This window comes from Streptomyces sp. SolWspMP-5a-2 (assembly GCF_900091845.1).
GTDB classification, from domain to species: Bacteria; Actinomycetota; Actinomycetes; order Streptomycetales; family Streptomycetaceae; genus Streptomyces; species Streptomyces doudnae.
In genome coordinates, this window is record NZ_FMCI01000286.1 from 1 (window position 1) to 12715 (window position 12715).

The 12715-nt window shown below is 74.6% G+C and carries 11 protein-coding genes; 8 read left to right on the top strand and 3 right to left on the bottom strand.

Going from position 1 to position 12715, the window contains the following annotated elements; translation table 11 throughout:
* The 5 genes from sucB to GA0115242_RS28720 form a co-directional block, all read left to right on the top strand.
* Positions 1–955, top strand: a 955-nt coding sequence (gene sucB, locus GA0115242_RS28700) for a 2-oxoglutarate dehydrogenase, E2 component, dihydrolipoamide succinyltransferase (RefSeq protein ID WP_107461509.1), incomplete at its 5' end; no start/stop codon positions are given.
* A gap of 203 nt (positions 956–1158) precedes the next feature.
* The gene (locus tag GA0115242_RS28705; protein WP_093833543.1) at positions 1159–1782 is read left to right on the top strand and encodes a GntR family transcriptional regulator; all 624 of its coding nucleotides are present in this window, start codon (positions 1159–1161) and stop codon (positions 1780–1782) included.
* Positions 1783–2041: 259 nt separating this feature from the next.
* On the top strand, positions 2042–4747 hold the full coding sequence (aceE, locus tag GA0115242_RS28710; RefSeq protein WP_093833544.1) for a pyruvate dehydrogenase (acetyl-transferring), homodimeric type: 2706 nt from the start codon (positions 2042–2044) through the stop codon (positions 4745–4747).
* 66 nt (positions 4748–4813) lie between these two features.
* Positions 4814–5800: a helix-turn-helix transcriptional regulator gene (locus GA0115242_RS28715; RefSeq protein WP_093833546.1), complete on the top strand. Its 987-nt coding sequence runs from the start codon at positions 4814–4816 to the stop codon at positions 5798–5800.
* A gap of 232 nt (positions 5801–6032) precedes the next feature.
* Complete coding sequence (locus GA0115242_RS28720) at positions 6033–6551, top strand: DUF4240 domain-containing protein (protein WP_161353335.1); 519 nt, start codon at positions 6033–6035, stop codon at positions 6549–6551.
* 29 nt (positions 6552–6580) lie between these two features.
* Here GA0115242_RS28720 and GA0115242_RS28725 read toward each other — a convergent pair whose 3' ends face one another.
* Positions 6581–6814: a hypothetical protein gene (locus GA0115242_RS28725; protein WP_093833548.1), complete on the bottom strand. Its 234-nt coding sequence runs from the start codon at positions 6812–6814 to the stop codon at positions 6581–6583.
* Entirely contained in the window at positions 6811–7716 is a 906-nt protein-coding gene (locus tag GA0115242_RS28730; RefSeq protein ID WP_237549362.1) for a peptidoglycan recognition protein family protein, read from the bottom strand. The genes GA0115242_RS28725 and GA0115242_RS28730 overlap by 4 nt, the downstream gene beginning before the upstream one ends.
* Positions 7717–7905: 189 nt before the next feature.
* On the opposite strand from GA0115242_RS28730, the gene GA0115242_RS28735 reads away from it, so the two are divergent.
* The gene (locus tag GA0115242_RS28735) at positions 7906–9090 is read left to right on the top strand and encodes a MarP family serine protease (RefSeq protein WP_093833550.1); all 1185 of its coding nucleotides are present in this window, start codon (positions 7906–7908) and stop codon (positions 9088–9090) included.
* Positions 9091–9141: 51 nt separating this feature from the next.
* Here the strand turns inward: GA0115242_RS28735 and GA0115242_RS28740 are convergent, their stop codons facing one another.
* On the bottom strand, positions 9142–9690 hold the full coding sequence (locus GA0115242_RS28740) for a GNAT family N-acetyltransferase (protein WP_176729931.1): 549 nt from the start codon (positions 9688–9690) through the stop codon (positions 9142–9144).
* A gap of 71 nt (positions 9691–9761) precedes the next feature.
* Between GA0115242_RS28740 and GA0115242_RS28745 the strand changes: the two genes are divergently transcribed.
* Together GA0115242_RS28745 and GA0115242_RS28750 are read left to right on the top strand one after the other, a co-directional pair.
* Positions 9762–10658, top strand: coding sequence for a TIGR01777 family oxidoreductase (locus GA0115242_RS28745; RefSeq protein ID WP_093833554.1), 897 nt, complete (start codon positions 9762–9764; stop codon positions 10656–10658).
* Between the two features lie 183 nt (positions 10659–10841).
* Entirely contained in the window at positions 10842–12206 is a 1365-nt protein-coding gene (locus GA0115242_RS28750) for an NAD(P)/FAD-dependent oxidoreductase (RefSeq protein ID WP_093833556.1), read from the top strand.
* The last annotated feature ends 509 nt before the right edge of the window (positions 12207–12715 follow it).

A 12715-nucleotide genomic window follows, 5' to 3' on the forward strand; every position in this document is an offset into this window, starting at 1 on the left:
CCCGGCTCCCGCCGCGACCTCCGGTGACGACGGCGCCTACGTGACCCCGCTGGTGCGCAAGCTCGCCGCCGAGAACGGTGTCGAGCTGGGCTCCGTCAAGGGCACCGGCGTCGGTGGCCGCATCCGCAAGCAGGACGTCCTCGCCGCCGCCGAGGCAGCGAAGGCAGCCGCCCCCGCGCCCGCCGCGGCCGCTCCCGCCGCCAAGAAGAGCGCGCCGAAGCTGGAGGCCTCCCCCCTCCGCGGCCAGACCGTCAAGATGCCCCGCATCCGCAAGGTCATCGGCGACAACATGGTCAAGGCGCTGCACGAGCAGGCGCAGCTCTCCTCGGTCGTCGAGGTCGACGTCACGCGCCTGATGCGGCTGCGGGGCCAGGCCAAGGACTCCTTCGCCGCGCGCGAGGGCGTCAAGCTCTCCCCGATGCCGTTCTTCGTGAAGGCCGCGGCCCAGGCGCTGAAGGCTCACCCGGTCATCAACGCCAAGATCAACGAGGCCGAGGGCACGATCACCTACTTCGACTCCGAGAACGTCGGGATCGCGGTGGACTCCGAGAAGGGCCTGATGACCCCGGTCATCAAGCACGCCGGCGACCTCAACATCGCGGGCATCGCCAAGGCCACCGCGGAGCTGGCCGGCAAGGTCCGCGCCAACAAGATCACCCCGGACGAGCTGTCCGGCGCGACCTTCACCATCTCCAACACCGGCTCGCGCGGTGCGCTGTTCGACACGATCATCGTGCCGCCCGGCCAGGTCGCGATCCTCGGTATCGGTGCCACGGTCAAGCGTCCGGCGGTCATCGAGACCGAGGAGGGCACGGTCATCGGCGTCCGCGACATGACCTACCTGACCCTCTCCTACGACCACCGTCTGGTGGACGGCGCCGACGCGGCCCGTTACCTGACCGCGGTCAAGGGCATCCTGGAGGCCGGCGAGTTCGAGGTCGAGCTGGGCCTGTAACCGCCCTCCCCCCGCAGTGCGCCGATGCCCCCGTCCGGATCTTCCGGGCGGGGGCATCCGGCGTGCCCCGTGACGCCGTGTGCGCCTCGTCTCACCTGGAGAAAAGCAGCCCCGCGCGCCCTTCCCGGGACAGGCGGCGGCCTTATTGTCTAAAGGTCGAACGCCCCCGGGGCCGATGGGCGGCCCCCCGCGAAGGAGCCTCCATGACCGCGCCCGTCGTCCACTCGCTGCGCGAACAGATCCGCGAGCACATCGTGGAGGGGATCGTCAGCGGGCGCTGGAAGCCGGGCGAGCGGATCGTGGAGCGGCGCATCGCCACCGAGCTGGAGGTCAGCCAGACCCCGGTGCGCGAGGCGCTGCGCGAGCTGGAGTCGCTGCGGCTGATCGAGTCGGCGCCCAACAAGGGCGTGCGGGTGCGCAACCTCACCGCGGCCGACCTGGAGGAGAGCTACCCGGTGCGGGCGGGGCTCGAGGCCATCGCGGCCGAGCTGGCGGCGGAGCGGCTGGCGTCGGACTGCTCGGCCCTGGAGCCGCACGTCGGCGCCCTGTACGAGGCCGACCGGGCGTCGGACGGCACCGGCCAGGTGCGGCACACCGTCGGCTTCCACCGCGAGCTGGTGCGGGCCGCGGGCAACTCGGTGCTGCTGCACACCTGGGAGGGGCTGGGCATCGAGGTGTTCACCGCGCTGTCGATCCGCTGGCTGGGGACGGTGCAGCAGTCGTACGCGGAGGAGCACGAGGAGCTGGTGGCGGCGTTCCGGCGACGGGACCCGCGGATCGCGGAGATCGTCAAGGCGCATGTCCTCGGCTGCGCCCCGCGCCCCTGACGCAGCCGAGCGTCCCCCCGCTCACCTGCGAAAATGCCCGAATTCAACGGCACGGCGTGTCCACTGGACAGGCACCGGGTGCCTACTTTCTCGGAATCGAGAGGTTTTACTCTTCAACCCTTTGATCGATCATCGATCAGCGAGTTAGAGTCGCCGACGGGCTTGCACCCGAGCCCTCCGCCCTGTCCTGCCAAAGACCAAGGGCACCCCCGAACCCTTACCGATGAGGGAACCCCCTTCGACTGAGGAAGGCGGCGACATGACCGACCCCCACGCCATCCAGCCGAGCGAGCTCGACCAGCTCCCGGACCGCGACCCCGAAGAGACCTCCGAATGGCAGGCCTCGCTGGACGCGGTCACCAAGGCGGCCGGCCCGCACCGTGCCGCGTACCTGATGCGACGCACGCTGGAGCGCGCGGAGGGCAACGGCATCGCGCTGCCCAAGCTGCTCGAGACGGACTACGTCAACACCATCCCCACCTCCGCCGAGCCGTCCGCGCCCGGTGACGAGGCGCTGGAGCGGCGCATCACCGCGTGGAACCGCTGGAACGCGGCGGCGATGGTGACCCGCGGCAGCGCCTACGGCGTCGGTGGCCACATCGCCACCTTCGCCTCCGCGGCCTGGCTCTACGAGACGGGCTTCAACCACTTCTTCCGGGGCAAGGAGGCCGACGGGTCGGGCGACCAGCTCTACATCCAGGGCCACGCCTCCCCCGGCATCTACGCCCGCGCCTTCCTCGACGGCCGGCTCACCGAGCACCACCTGGACAACTTCCGCCGGGAGTCCGGCGGCGAGGGCCTCCCGTCGTACCCGCACCCGCGCCGGCTGCCCTGGCTGTGGGAGTTCCCGACCGTCTCCATGGGCCTCGGCCCGCTCTCCGCGATCTACCAGGCGCGCTTCAACCGCTACCTGACCAACCGCGGTGTCAAGGACGTCTCCGCGTCCCACGTCTGGGCCTTCCTGGGCGACGGCGAGATGGACGAGCCCGAGTCGACGGCGGCCCTCGCGCTCGCCGCCCGCGAGCAGCTCGACAACCTCACCTTCGTCATCAACTGCAACCTGCAGCGCCTGGACGGCCCGGTCCGCGCGAACTTCAAGATCGTGCAGGAGCTGGAGGCGCAGTTCCGCGGCGCCGGGTGGAACGTCGTCAAGTCGCTGTGGGGCACCGCCTGGGACGAGCTGTTCGCCCTGGACACCACGGGCGCGCTGGTCCGCCGCCTGCGCGAGGTGCCGGACGCGCAGGTGCAGACGTACCAGACGCGCGGCGCCGCCTACATCCGCGAGGACTTCTTCGGCAAGGACCCGGCGCTCGCCGAGATGGCGAAGCTGCTGAGCGACGACAAGATCCTGGAGTGCTTCCACCTGTCGCGCGGTGGTCACGAGGCGCGCAAGGTGTTCGCCGCGTACAAGGCCGCCGTCGAGTTCAAGGGCGCGCCGACCGTCATCCTGGCCCAGACCGTCAAGGGCCACACCCTCGGCGAGGGCTTCGCGTCGAAGAACGCCAACCACCAGATGAAGAAGCTCACGGTGGACGAGTTCAAGACGATGCGCGACCTCCTCGAACTGCCCATCTCCGACAGCCAGTTCGTCGACGGCCGGGTGCCCTACGGCCACCCCGGCGCCGACTCCCCCGAGGTCCGCTACCTCCAGGAGCGCCGCGCCGCCCTCGGCGGTCCGGCCCCGGCCCGCCGCACGCAGCCGCTGCCCGCGCTGCCCGCCCCGGCCGACAAGGCGTTCGCCTCGTTCGACAAGGGCTCGGGCTCGCAGAACGTGGCGACGACCATGGCGTTCGTCCGGCTGGTCAAGGACCTGGTCAGGGACAAGGAGACCGGCAGGCGCTGGGTGCCGATCGTCCCCGACGAGGCGCGCACCTTCGGCATGGAGTCGCTGTTCCCGTCGCTGGGCATCTACTCGCCCAAGGGCCAGACGTACGAGCCGGTCGACCGCGACCAGCTCATGTACTACAAGGAGGCCAAGAACGGCCAGATCCTCAACGAGGGGATCACCGAGGCCGGTTCGATGGCCGACTTCATCGCCGCTTCGACGTCGTACGCGACGCACGGCGAGGCGATGATCCCGTTCTACATCTTCTACTCGATGTTCGGCTGGCAGCGCACGGCCGACCAGATGTGGCAGCTCGGCGACCAGCTCGGCCGGGGCTTCCTGGTCGGCGCGACGGCCGGCCGCACCACGCTGACCGGCGAGGGCCTGCAGCACGCCGACGGGCACTCCCCCGTCATCGCCGCGACCAACCCGGCGGCGCTCTCCTACGACCCGGCGTTCGCCTACGAGATCGCGGCGGTCGTCAAGGACGGTCTGCGCCGGATGTACGGCGAGGCCGCGCCGGGCGAGGACCCGAACGTCTTCTACTACCTGACCGTCTACAACGAGCCGATGCCGCAGCCGGCCAAGCCCGCCACGCCGGGGGTCGACGAGGGCATCATCAAGGGCCTGTACCGGTTCAACACGGTCGAGTCGGCGGGCCTGGACGTGGCCGCGGCCAACGCCCCGCGCATCCAGCTGCTGGGCTCGGGCACCGCGATCCACTGGGTCCTCCAGGCGCAGAAACTCCTCGCCGAGGAGTGGGGTGTGGCCGCCGACGTGTGGTCCGCGACCTCCTGGACCGAGCTGCGCCGGGACGCCCTGGAGGCGGACGCGGCCCTGCTGCGCGGCGAGGAGCGGGTGCCGTACGTACGGCAGGCGCTGCACGGCGCCGAGGGTCCGGTGCTCGCCGTCTCCGACTACATGCGCCAGGTCCCCGACCAGATCGCGCAGTGGGTCGAGCAGGACTGGTCGTCGCTGGGCGCGGACGGCTTCGGCCTCTCCGACACCCGGGACGCGGCCCGCCGCCACTTCGGTGTCGACGCCCAGTCGGTCGTCGTCGCCGCCCTGGCCCAGCTGGCCAGGCGCGGTGAGGTGAAGGCGGCCGCGGTGAAGGAGGCCCGGGAGCGGTACGGCCTGTAGCCGCCCCCTCAGCCGTACGACGAGACCCCCGCCGGTGTGCGGGGGTCTCGTTGCATGATGGGCCGTATGCGCGCTGCCCGCCTCATCAAGATGGTGCTGCTCCTGCAGTCACGGCCCGCCATGACCGCCGCCGAACTGGCCCGCGAGCTGGAGGTGTCGGAGCGGACGGTGACCCGGGACGCGCAGGCGCTGTCGGAGGCGGGCGTGCCGGTCTACGCGGACCGGGGGCGCGGCGGCGGGTACCGGCTGGTGGGCGGGTACCGGACCCGGCTGACCGGTCTCGCGCGCGGCGAGGCGGAGGCACTGTTCCTGTCCGGGGTGCCGGGCGCGCTGCGCGAGATGGGGCTTGAGGACGCGGCCTCCGCGGCCCGGCTGAAGGTGTCGGCGGCGCTGCTGCCGTCGCTGCGGGACGCGTCCAGGACGGCGGCGCAGCGCTTCCACCTGGACGCCCCGAACTGGTTCGCGGAGCCGCGGACGCCCCCGCTGCTCCCGGCGGTCGCGGACGCCGTCTGGGACGACCGCCGGATCACCGCCCGCTACCGGGGCCGGGAGGCCGAGGTGGAGCGGGACCTCGAACCGTACGGGCTCGTGCTGAAGGCGGGGGTCTGGTACCTCTGCGCGCGGGTCGCGGAGGGGGCGCGGGGGCCGGGGGCGCTGCGGGTGTACCGGGTCGACCGGTTCGTGTCCGTGCTGGCGCGGGAGGAACGGTTCGGCCGGGACGGGGAGTTCGACCTGCCCGCCTTCTGGGAGGAGCGGGCCGAGCAGTTCGCCCGGTCGATCCTGCGGGACGAGGTGGTGGTGCGGCTGTCGGCGGCCGGGGCGCGCGCGCTGGCGCACGCCGTCGACCCGGTGGCGGCCCGGGACGCGCTGGCGGCGGCCGGTGCGCCGGACGCGGCGGGCCGGGTGACGGTGACGCTCGGCGTGGAGTCGCAGGAGGTGGCCCACGCCCAGCTCACCGCGCTGGGCCCGGAGGCGGAGGTGCTGTCCCCGCCCGCCCTGCGCGCCCGGTTCGCGGCGGACGCGGCCCGGTTGCGGGGGCTCTACGAGGAGTGAGAGGGGTGGGGGCGCCCGGAGGGCGGGCAGGACGACGGGGGTGACGGCGGTGACGGTGTCGGCGGGGCTTGTCGCGGGGACTGTGTCACCGGGGCGCGGGTCGTGGTGGTGGGCACGCGTCGTCGTCACGGGGAGCGTGCGCCGTCGGCGCCCGGCGCCGTTCGGGCCGGTGATAACAATCCGCCGCACTCCGCGTGCGCCCCACCCGCCCAGGACGGATGCTGGACCCGTGATGGACGAGACGGAGTTCTGGGAGCTGGTGGACGCCACCCGCGAGGCCGCCGAGGGCGACCCCGAGGAGCAGAGCGACCTGCTGGTGGAACGGCTGCTGCGGCTCGACCCCGACCAGGTGCTCGACTTCGCCCGGCACTTCGAGGCCCGCTTCAACCGGGCGTACACCTGGGACCTGTGGGGCGCCGCCTGGGTGCTCCTGGACGGCGCGGGCGACGACGTCTTCGACTTCTTCCGCTGCTGGCTGATCGGCCAGGGCCGCGAGGTGTTCGAGGGCGCGGTGCACGACCCGGACGCGCTCGCCGAGCTGCTGCCCGACTTCGACGAGGAGATCGACGGCGACGGCGAGGAGCTCGGCTACGCGGCCGACGAGGCGTACGAGCAGCTCACCGGCGTCGTCGCCCCCGACCTCGGGATCGCCCCCGCGCCCGCGGAGCCCGTCGGCACCCCGCTCGACCTGGAGGACGACCGGGTGCTCGCCGAGCGCTTCCCCGCGCTGTGGGGGCGGTTCCGGGACTGAGCGGCCGTCAGGGCCGTCCGGCCGGGCCTCTACGCCGTCGCGCGGCGCCTCCCGCTGGTGTCGGAGGGAAGGTACGCCTGGTTCTGGTCGGCCCGCACCGCGTGGTGCATCGGGGCCGCGTTGGCCTGGTCGAGCGCGGACGCCGTACCGGCGGCCGGGCCGAGGACCACCGCGGCGACGGCGCAGACCACCGCCCAGGGTCCCCGCGCGGGCTTCGCGCGGCCCGTGGTCCGCTCCGAGGACTCCGTACGCCTGCTGTTCACGTTCCCCACCTCCGGTCGGCTTCGTTGTCCCCGACGGTAGGAGGCGAAGATCTCAGGACTCTGCGCGGCGGCTGTGGCGTCCCTGTGGAAGCCGTCCGGCCCTGGCGGCGGGCCGCCTCCGCGCGGACGGCGGGCAGCCGGGCCGTCAGGGCGGCTCCCGGGCAGGTCGTGGCGTAGCCGTCCTGGTGGCCCGCGAGCGCCGGGAGGACGGCGCCGCGGCCCGCCGGGTAGCGGCTGAGGTCGTTGCTGGAGACGAGCCGGGCGGTGCCCCGGGGGTCGACGTCGGCCGGGCCGAGCTTCCAGGCGGCCAGCGCGGCGATCGCGTCGGTCATCGCGCGCGGCACCTCGGCGCCCGCCGTGAAGGTGCCGATCGCGGCGATGCCGGTGGTGCGGTGGTTGAAGCCCTGGGTGTGGGCGCCGGTGACGGGCCGGTCGACGCCTCCGGCCCGGCCCTCGTAGAGGGTGCCGCAGCGGTCGACGAGGAAGTTGTAGCCGATGTCGTCCCACTGCCGCCCGCCGGTCTGTTCCGTGTACAGGCCGCGCACGATCCGGGGGCCGTCGGCGCAGTCGTAGCCGTTGGGCGTGTCGGTGTGGTGGACGAAGACCGCGACGACCTCGTCGTCGTAGCGCGGCGGCGGCTGGGCGTGCCGGGAGAAGTCGTCGAGCCAGGCCGAGCGGGGCACCACGCGCGGGGCGGGCGCGAGGTGCGGGGCGGGCCGGGTGACGTGCGGGGCGGGCGTCCGGCGCGGTGCGGTGCCGCCGGTTCCGCAGGCGGCGAGCAGCAGGGCGACGGCGGCGGTGACGGCGGTGAGGGCCGCGGGGGAACCGTGCGGGAGCGGGCCCGCGCCGGGTATCCGGGCCCGCCGCCCCTTGGTCCCGCCGCACCCTCGCAGCATGCGCATGGTCCCACTGTCGGGCCGGTCGGCGCCGTCCGCGATGTGCGCTGTGCCACCCGGTGGAACCATCGTCCTGGTCCGAGACGTTTCTCCCGGTGCACGGGCGCGTGGCCGGTTCACGGGACCGCACGCGCGCGTGGCTGATCACTGGCTCCGCCCCGCCCGTACTAAGGGGTCCGAGAGAAAGGCGGCTCCGTGGACCTGCTCGACGTCCTGCTGTTGCTGGTGGTGGTGGTCTACGCGGCGTCCGGCTACCGGCGCGGCCTGGTGGCCGGCTGTGTGTCGCTCGCCGGTTTCGTCGGCGGCGCGGTCGTCGGCGTGTGGGTGCTGCCCTGGGTGATGGACCTGGTGACGCCCGGCACCCCGGCCGCCACCGTGACCGCGGTGCTGACGGTGCTGGTGCCCGCCGCCGTAGGGCACGAGCTGGCGGGAAGGCTGGCGCTGCGGCTGCGCCGGGAGCTGGACCGGGGCGCGCTGCGGGTGGCGGACGGCCTCGGGGGCGCCGCGGCCAACTCGGTGGCGGTGCTGATCGTGGCGTGGGTGGCGGCGAGCGTCCTCGGGGCGTCCTCGTCGTCGCTGGTGACGTCGTCGATCCGGGACTCCCGGGTGCTGGGCGCGGTGCAGAGCGTCATGCCGGAGACGACGCCGGTCTGGTTCTCGCGGGCCACCTCGGCGCTGAGCGAGGCGGGCTTCCCGCAGGTCTTCAACCCGTTCGAGAACGAGTCGACGGCGGAGGTGGCGAAGCCCTCGGGCGACAGCGTCACGGCCGGGGCGACGACGGCGGCCAGGCGCAGCACCGTCAAGATCGAGGGCGTCTCGGGCGACCAGGGGCGCGAGGGCAGCGGGTTCGTGTACGCGCCCCGGCACGTGATGACCAACGCGCACGTGGTGGCCGGGATCGACGCGCCGACGGTGCGGGTCGGCGGGGTCGGGCGGTCCTACGAGGCGCGGGTGGTGCTGTTCGACCCGCGGCGGGACGTGGCGGTGCTCTACGTGCCCGGTCTGGACGCGCCGGTGCTGACGTTCGACGAGGACGCGGGGCGCGGGGACGCGGCGGTGGTGGCCGGGTATCCGCAGGACGGCGGTCTCGACCTGCAGGCGGCGACGGTCGCCAACCGGGTGCGGGCCACCGGGCAGAACATCTACAGCGACGCGATGGTGACCCGGGAGATCTACTCGATCCGCTCGACGGTGCGCCCCGGCAACTCCGGCGGACCGCTGCTGACGACGGACGGCAAGGTGTTCGGCGTGGTCTTCGCGCGCTCCACGTCGGACGCCGAGACGGGGTACGTGCTGACGGCGGCCGAGGTGGCGGGGGACGCCCGGCGGGCGGCGTCCGCGACGGCGCCGGTCGACACCGGTCCCCTGATCACGTCCTGACCGCCCGTCACCGGACGGACGGGGCGCCCCGGGTGGCGGCGGGCGCGGGAGTCACAGGGCGCGTCCCATGAGGACGTCGTCGACGTAGGCGCCGTCCAGGAGGAACTCCTCGGGCAGCACGCCCTCCACGGCGAAGCCCTCGGAGGCGTAGAGCGCGCGGGCGGGCGCGTTGTGGCCGAGGACGCGCAGGGTGAGGCGGCGCGCTCCCTGCCTGCGGGCCTCCTCGACCGCGGCCCGCAGCAGCGCCCGCCCGACCCCGGCGCCGCGCGCCTCCTCGGCGACCAGGAACCCGAGGATCTGCCGGACGTGCCTGTTGCAGGCGAGGGAGGTGGGGAACCCGAGCCTGGCGTACCCGACGAGGCGCCGTCCCCTTCCGCCGCCCGCGTCGCCGGTCGCGTCCCCTGCCGGGTCGGGGCCGCCGGGGCCGTCGAGTTCGGCGACCAGGTGGTCCCGGGGGCCGAACCGCTCGGTGAAGAAGGGCGGGTACGGCGGCTGCGGGCGCGGCTGCACGGCGTGCAGCGGGGACCAGGCGATCCGGTCGAGACGGCTGAGCGTCTCCTCGTCGGCGGGGACGGCGTGGCGTATGTACGGCTCCGGCATGACGGCCAGCCTACGTCGCGGTGCCCGGGTGCCGACCGGGCGTTCTCGCCGGGGCCGCGCAGAATGGGCCCATGGAACCTTCGCGAATCGTGGTGGCCGGTGCGTCCGGGCTGATCGGCGGGGCCCTGGTGCGGTCCCTGACCGCCGACGGGCACGAGGTGGTGCGGCTGGTGCGCCGGGCGCCCCGGGGGCCGGACGAGGCCCGCTGGGACCCGGAGGCCGGGCGGGTGGACACGGCGGGGCTGGCCGGGTGCGACGCGGTGGTGAACCTGGCGGGCGCCGGGGTGGGCGACCACCGCTGGACGGACGCGTACAAGACGCGGATCAGGGAGAGCCGGGTGCGCGGCACGACCGCGCTGGCCGAGGCGGTCGCCGGTCTCGACCGCAAGCCGCGGGTCCTGGTGAACGGCAGCGCGGTCGGCTACTACGGCGAGACCGGTGACCGCGCGGTCGACGAGGACGCGCCGGCCGGTGAGGGGTTCCTGCCGTCGGTGTGCGTGGCCTGGGAGGGCGCGACGGCCCCGGCGCGGGAGGCCGGGGTGCGGACGGTGTTCGCCAGGACCGGGCTGGTGGTGAGCGGGCGCGGCGGCGCGTGGGGGCGGCTGTTCCCGCTGTTCAAGGCCGGTCTCGGGGGGCGGATGGGCGACGGGCGGCAGTACTGGTCGTACATCGCGCTGCACGACGAGGTGGCCGCGCTGCGGCACCTCCTCGACACCGAGGGGCTCTCGGGGCCGGTCAACCTGACCGCGCCCACGCCGCTGACCAACGCGGAGATCACCGCCGCGATGGGCCGGGTGCTGCGCAGGCCGACGCTGTTCACGGTGCCCGCGCCGGTGCTGCGGACCGTGCTGGGCGAGATGTCGGGGGACGTCCTGGGCAGCGCCCGGGTGCTGCCGAAGCGGCTGCTGGAGTCCGGGTTCGCGTTCGCGTTCCCGGACATCGAGGCGGCGGTCCGGGCGGCCGCCTGACCGTCGCGCTCCCGCTCCCGCGCCGTCCCGCGACCGGCATGCGACCGCCGTGCGTCCGTGCCCTGCCGATGCGCGACTTCCGTCCGCCGATCACGCGCCTACCCTCGATCCGAACTCGGGGTATTCGACAAGCCAGTCGGGGGCATACGTCCGCACTGGCCGCGCAATCGCGAGGAGGGGCACGTGCAAGAGCCCGCGTACCAGGCGGACGTCGTCGTCGTGGGAGCCGGAGTCGCCGGACTCTCCGCGGCACATCGTCTGATCAGCGCAGGAGTGACGACCGCGGTCCTGGAGGCCGCGCCGTGCCCGGGAGGCCGGATGTCGACCGACAAGGTCGACGGGTTCCGCCTCGACCGGGTCGGGCAGCTCCTGTCGACGGCGTACCCGGAACTACGTCTGACACCCGGTCTGGACGCGCTGGTGCTGCGCCCGTTCGCGCCGGGTGTCCTGCTGCACGGGGAGGGACGGCACCACCGGGTGGGGCCCCCGGCGAACACCAGGGGCGCACGGGGCGCACTGAACGTGGCGCGCGCTCTGGCGAGCGCCCCCCGGTCGCCCTCGCTGCCGCGCGGCCGCTCCGGCGGGCCGCTCGGCACGGCCGTCGACCAGGCCCGGCTGGGCGCCGCGCTGGCCCGCTTCGCGGGGCTGCCGGTCGAACGGCTGCTGGCCCGCCCGGAGTCGGCGGCGGGGCCCGCGCTCGCCGCCCGGGGGCTGCCCACCCGGGCCGTCGACGGCTTCCTGCGGCCGCTGCTGGCCGCGCTGCTGTGCGACCCGGAGCTGACCACCTCCAGCCGGTGCGCGGACCTCGCGCTGCGCTCGTTCGCCTCGGGGCGGCTCTGCCTGCCTGAGGGCGGCGCGGAGACGCTGCCCGACCTGCTCGCCGGGGCGCTGCCCGAGGGCACCGTGCGCACCGGGGTGCGGGTCACCTCGGTCGCCACGAACACCGTGACGACGGCGGAGCACGGGACGTTCCGGTGCCGCGCGGTGCTGGTCGCGACGGACGCCAGGGCCGCGGCCGAGCTGCTGCCCGGCCTGCGGGTGCCGCGGTTCCACCCGGTGACCGTCGTCCACCACACCACCGACGAGGCGCCCGACACGGGGGCGTCGCTGCTGCTGGACGCCGACCGGGGCGGGCCGGTGGCGCACACGGCGGTGGTCAGCCGCGTCGACCCGTCCAGGGCACCGGCCGGACGCGCCCTCGTCTCCTCGACGGTCCTGGGCACTCCCCCGCCGGACGTCGACGCCGCCGTCCGCGTCCACCTGTCGCGGCTCTACGGCACGTCGACCACCCGCTGGGAGACCCTCGCCGTCCACCACACCGCCGAGGCGGTCCCCTCGATGCGGCCCCCGCACGACCTGCGCCGCCCGGTCCGGCTGCTGGCGGGCCTGTACGTGTGCGGGGACCACCGGGACACCAGCAGCGTCCAGGGCGCGCTGCACTCCGGGCACCGGGCGTCGGCGGCGATCATCAGGGACCTGGGCGCGTCCGGCTCCCTCCACCAGGCGGACCCGCCCCCCACCACGGCGGAACCGGCGGAGGCGGCCTGACCCCCACCCCGAGGACCGGCCGGCGGCCCCCACCAGAGGCGCCACCGGCCGCTCCCGGCCCACCGGGCAGCGGATACCGCGGGTCCGGGTTCTCCGGCCACACCCACCACCGGCGGGGACGGGCGGCGGGAAGGCGCCGGCGGACAGCCGGTCCTCGTCGGCCGGAGTGCCGGGTAGGCGTCGGTGGAGGGACCGGCCCTGTCGGCCAAGTCCCGGCGCGGGCGTCGACGACCGTCCGGCCCTTCGGCAGGGCGCGGCACGGATGCCGCCGGCCAGCCGGTCCCGTCGGCCGAAGCCCGGCACGGACCCCGGCGAACCATCGGTCCCCGTCGGCAGGCGCGCGGCTCGGACCGCCGCGAACCGCCGGTCACCGTCGGCGGGCGCCCGGCACGGACCTCGGCGAACCGTCGGCCGGAGTGCGGCGGGGCGGTGGGGGACGCCCACTCGGGCGCCCGGCGCCCGCGCCGCCGCACCACTCGGGCGCGTCTCGTGCCCCGGCTGGCGCTCGC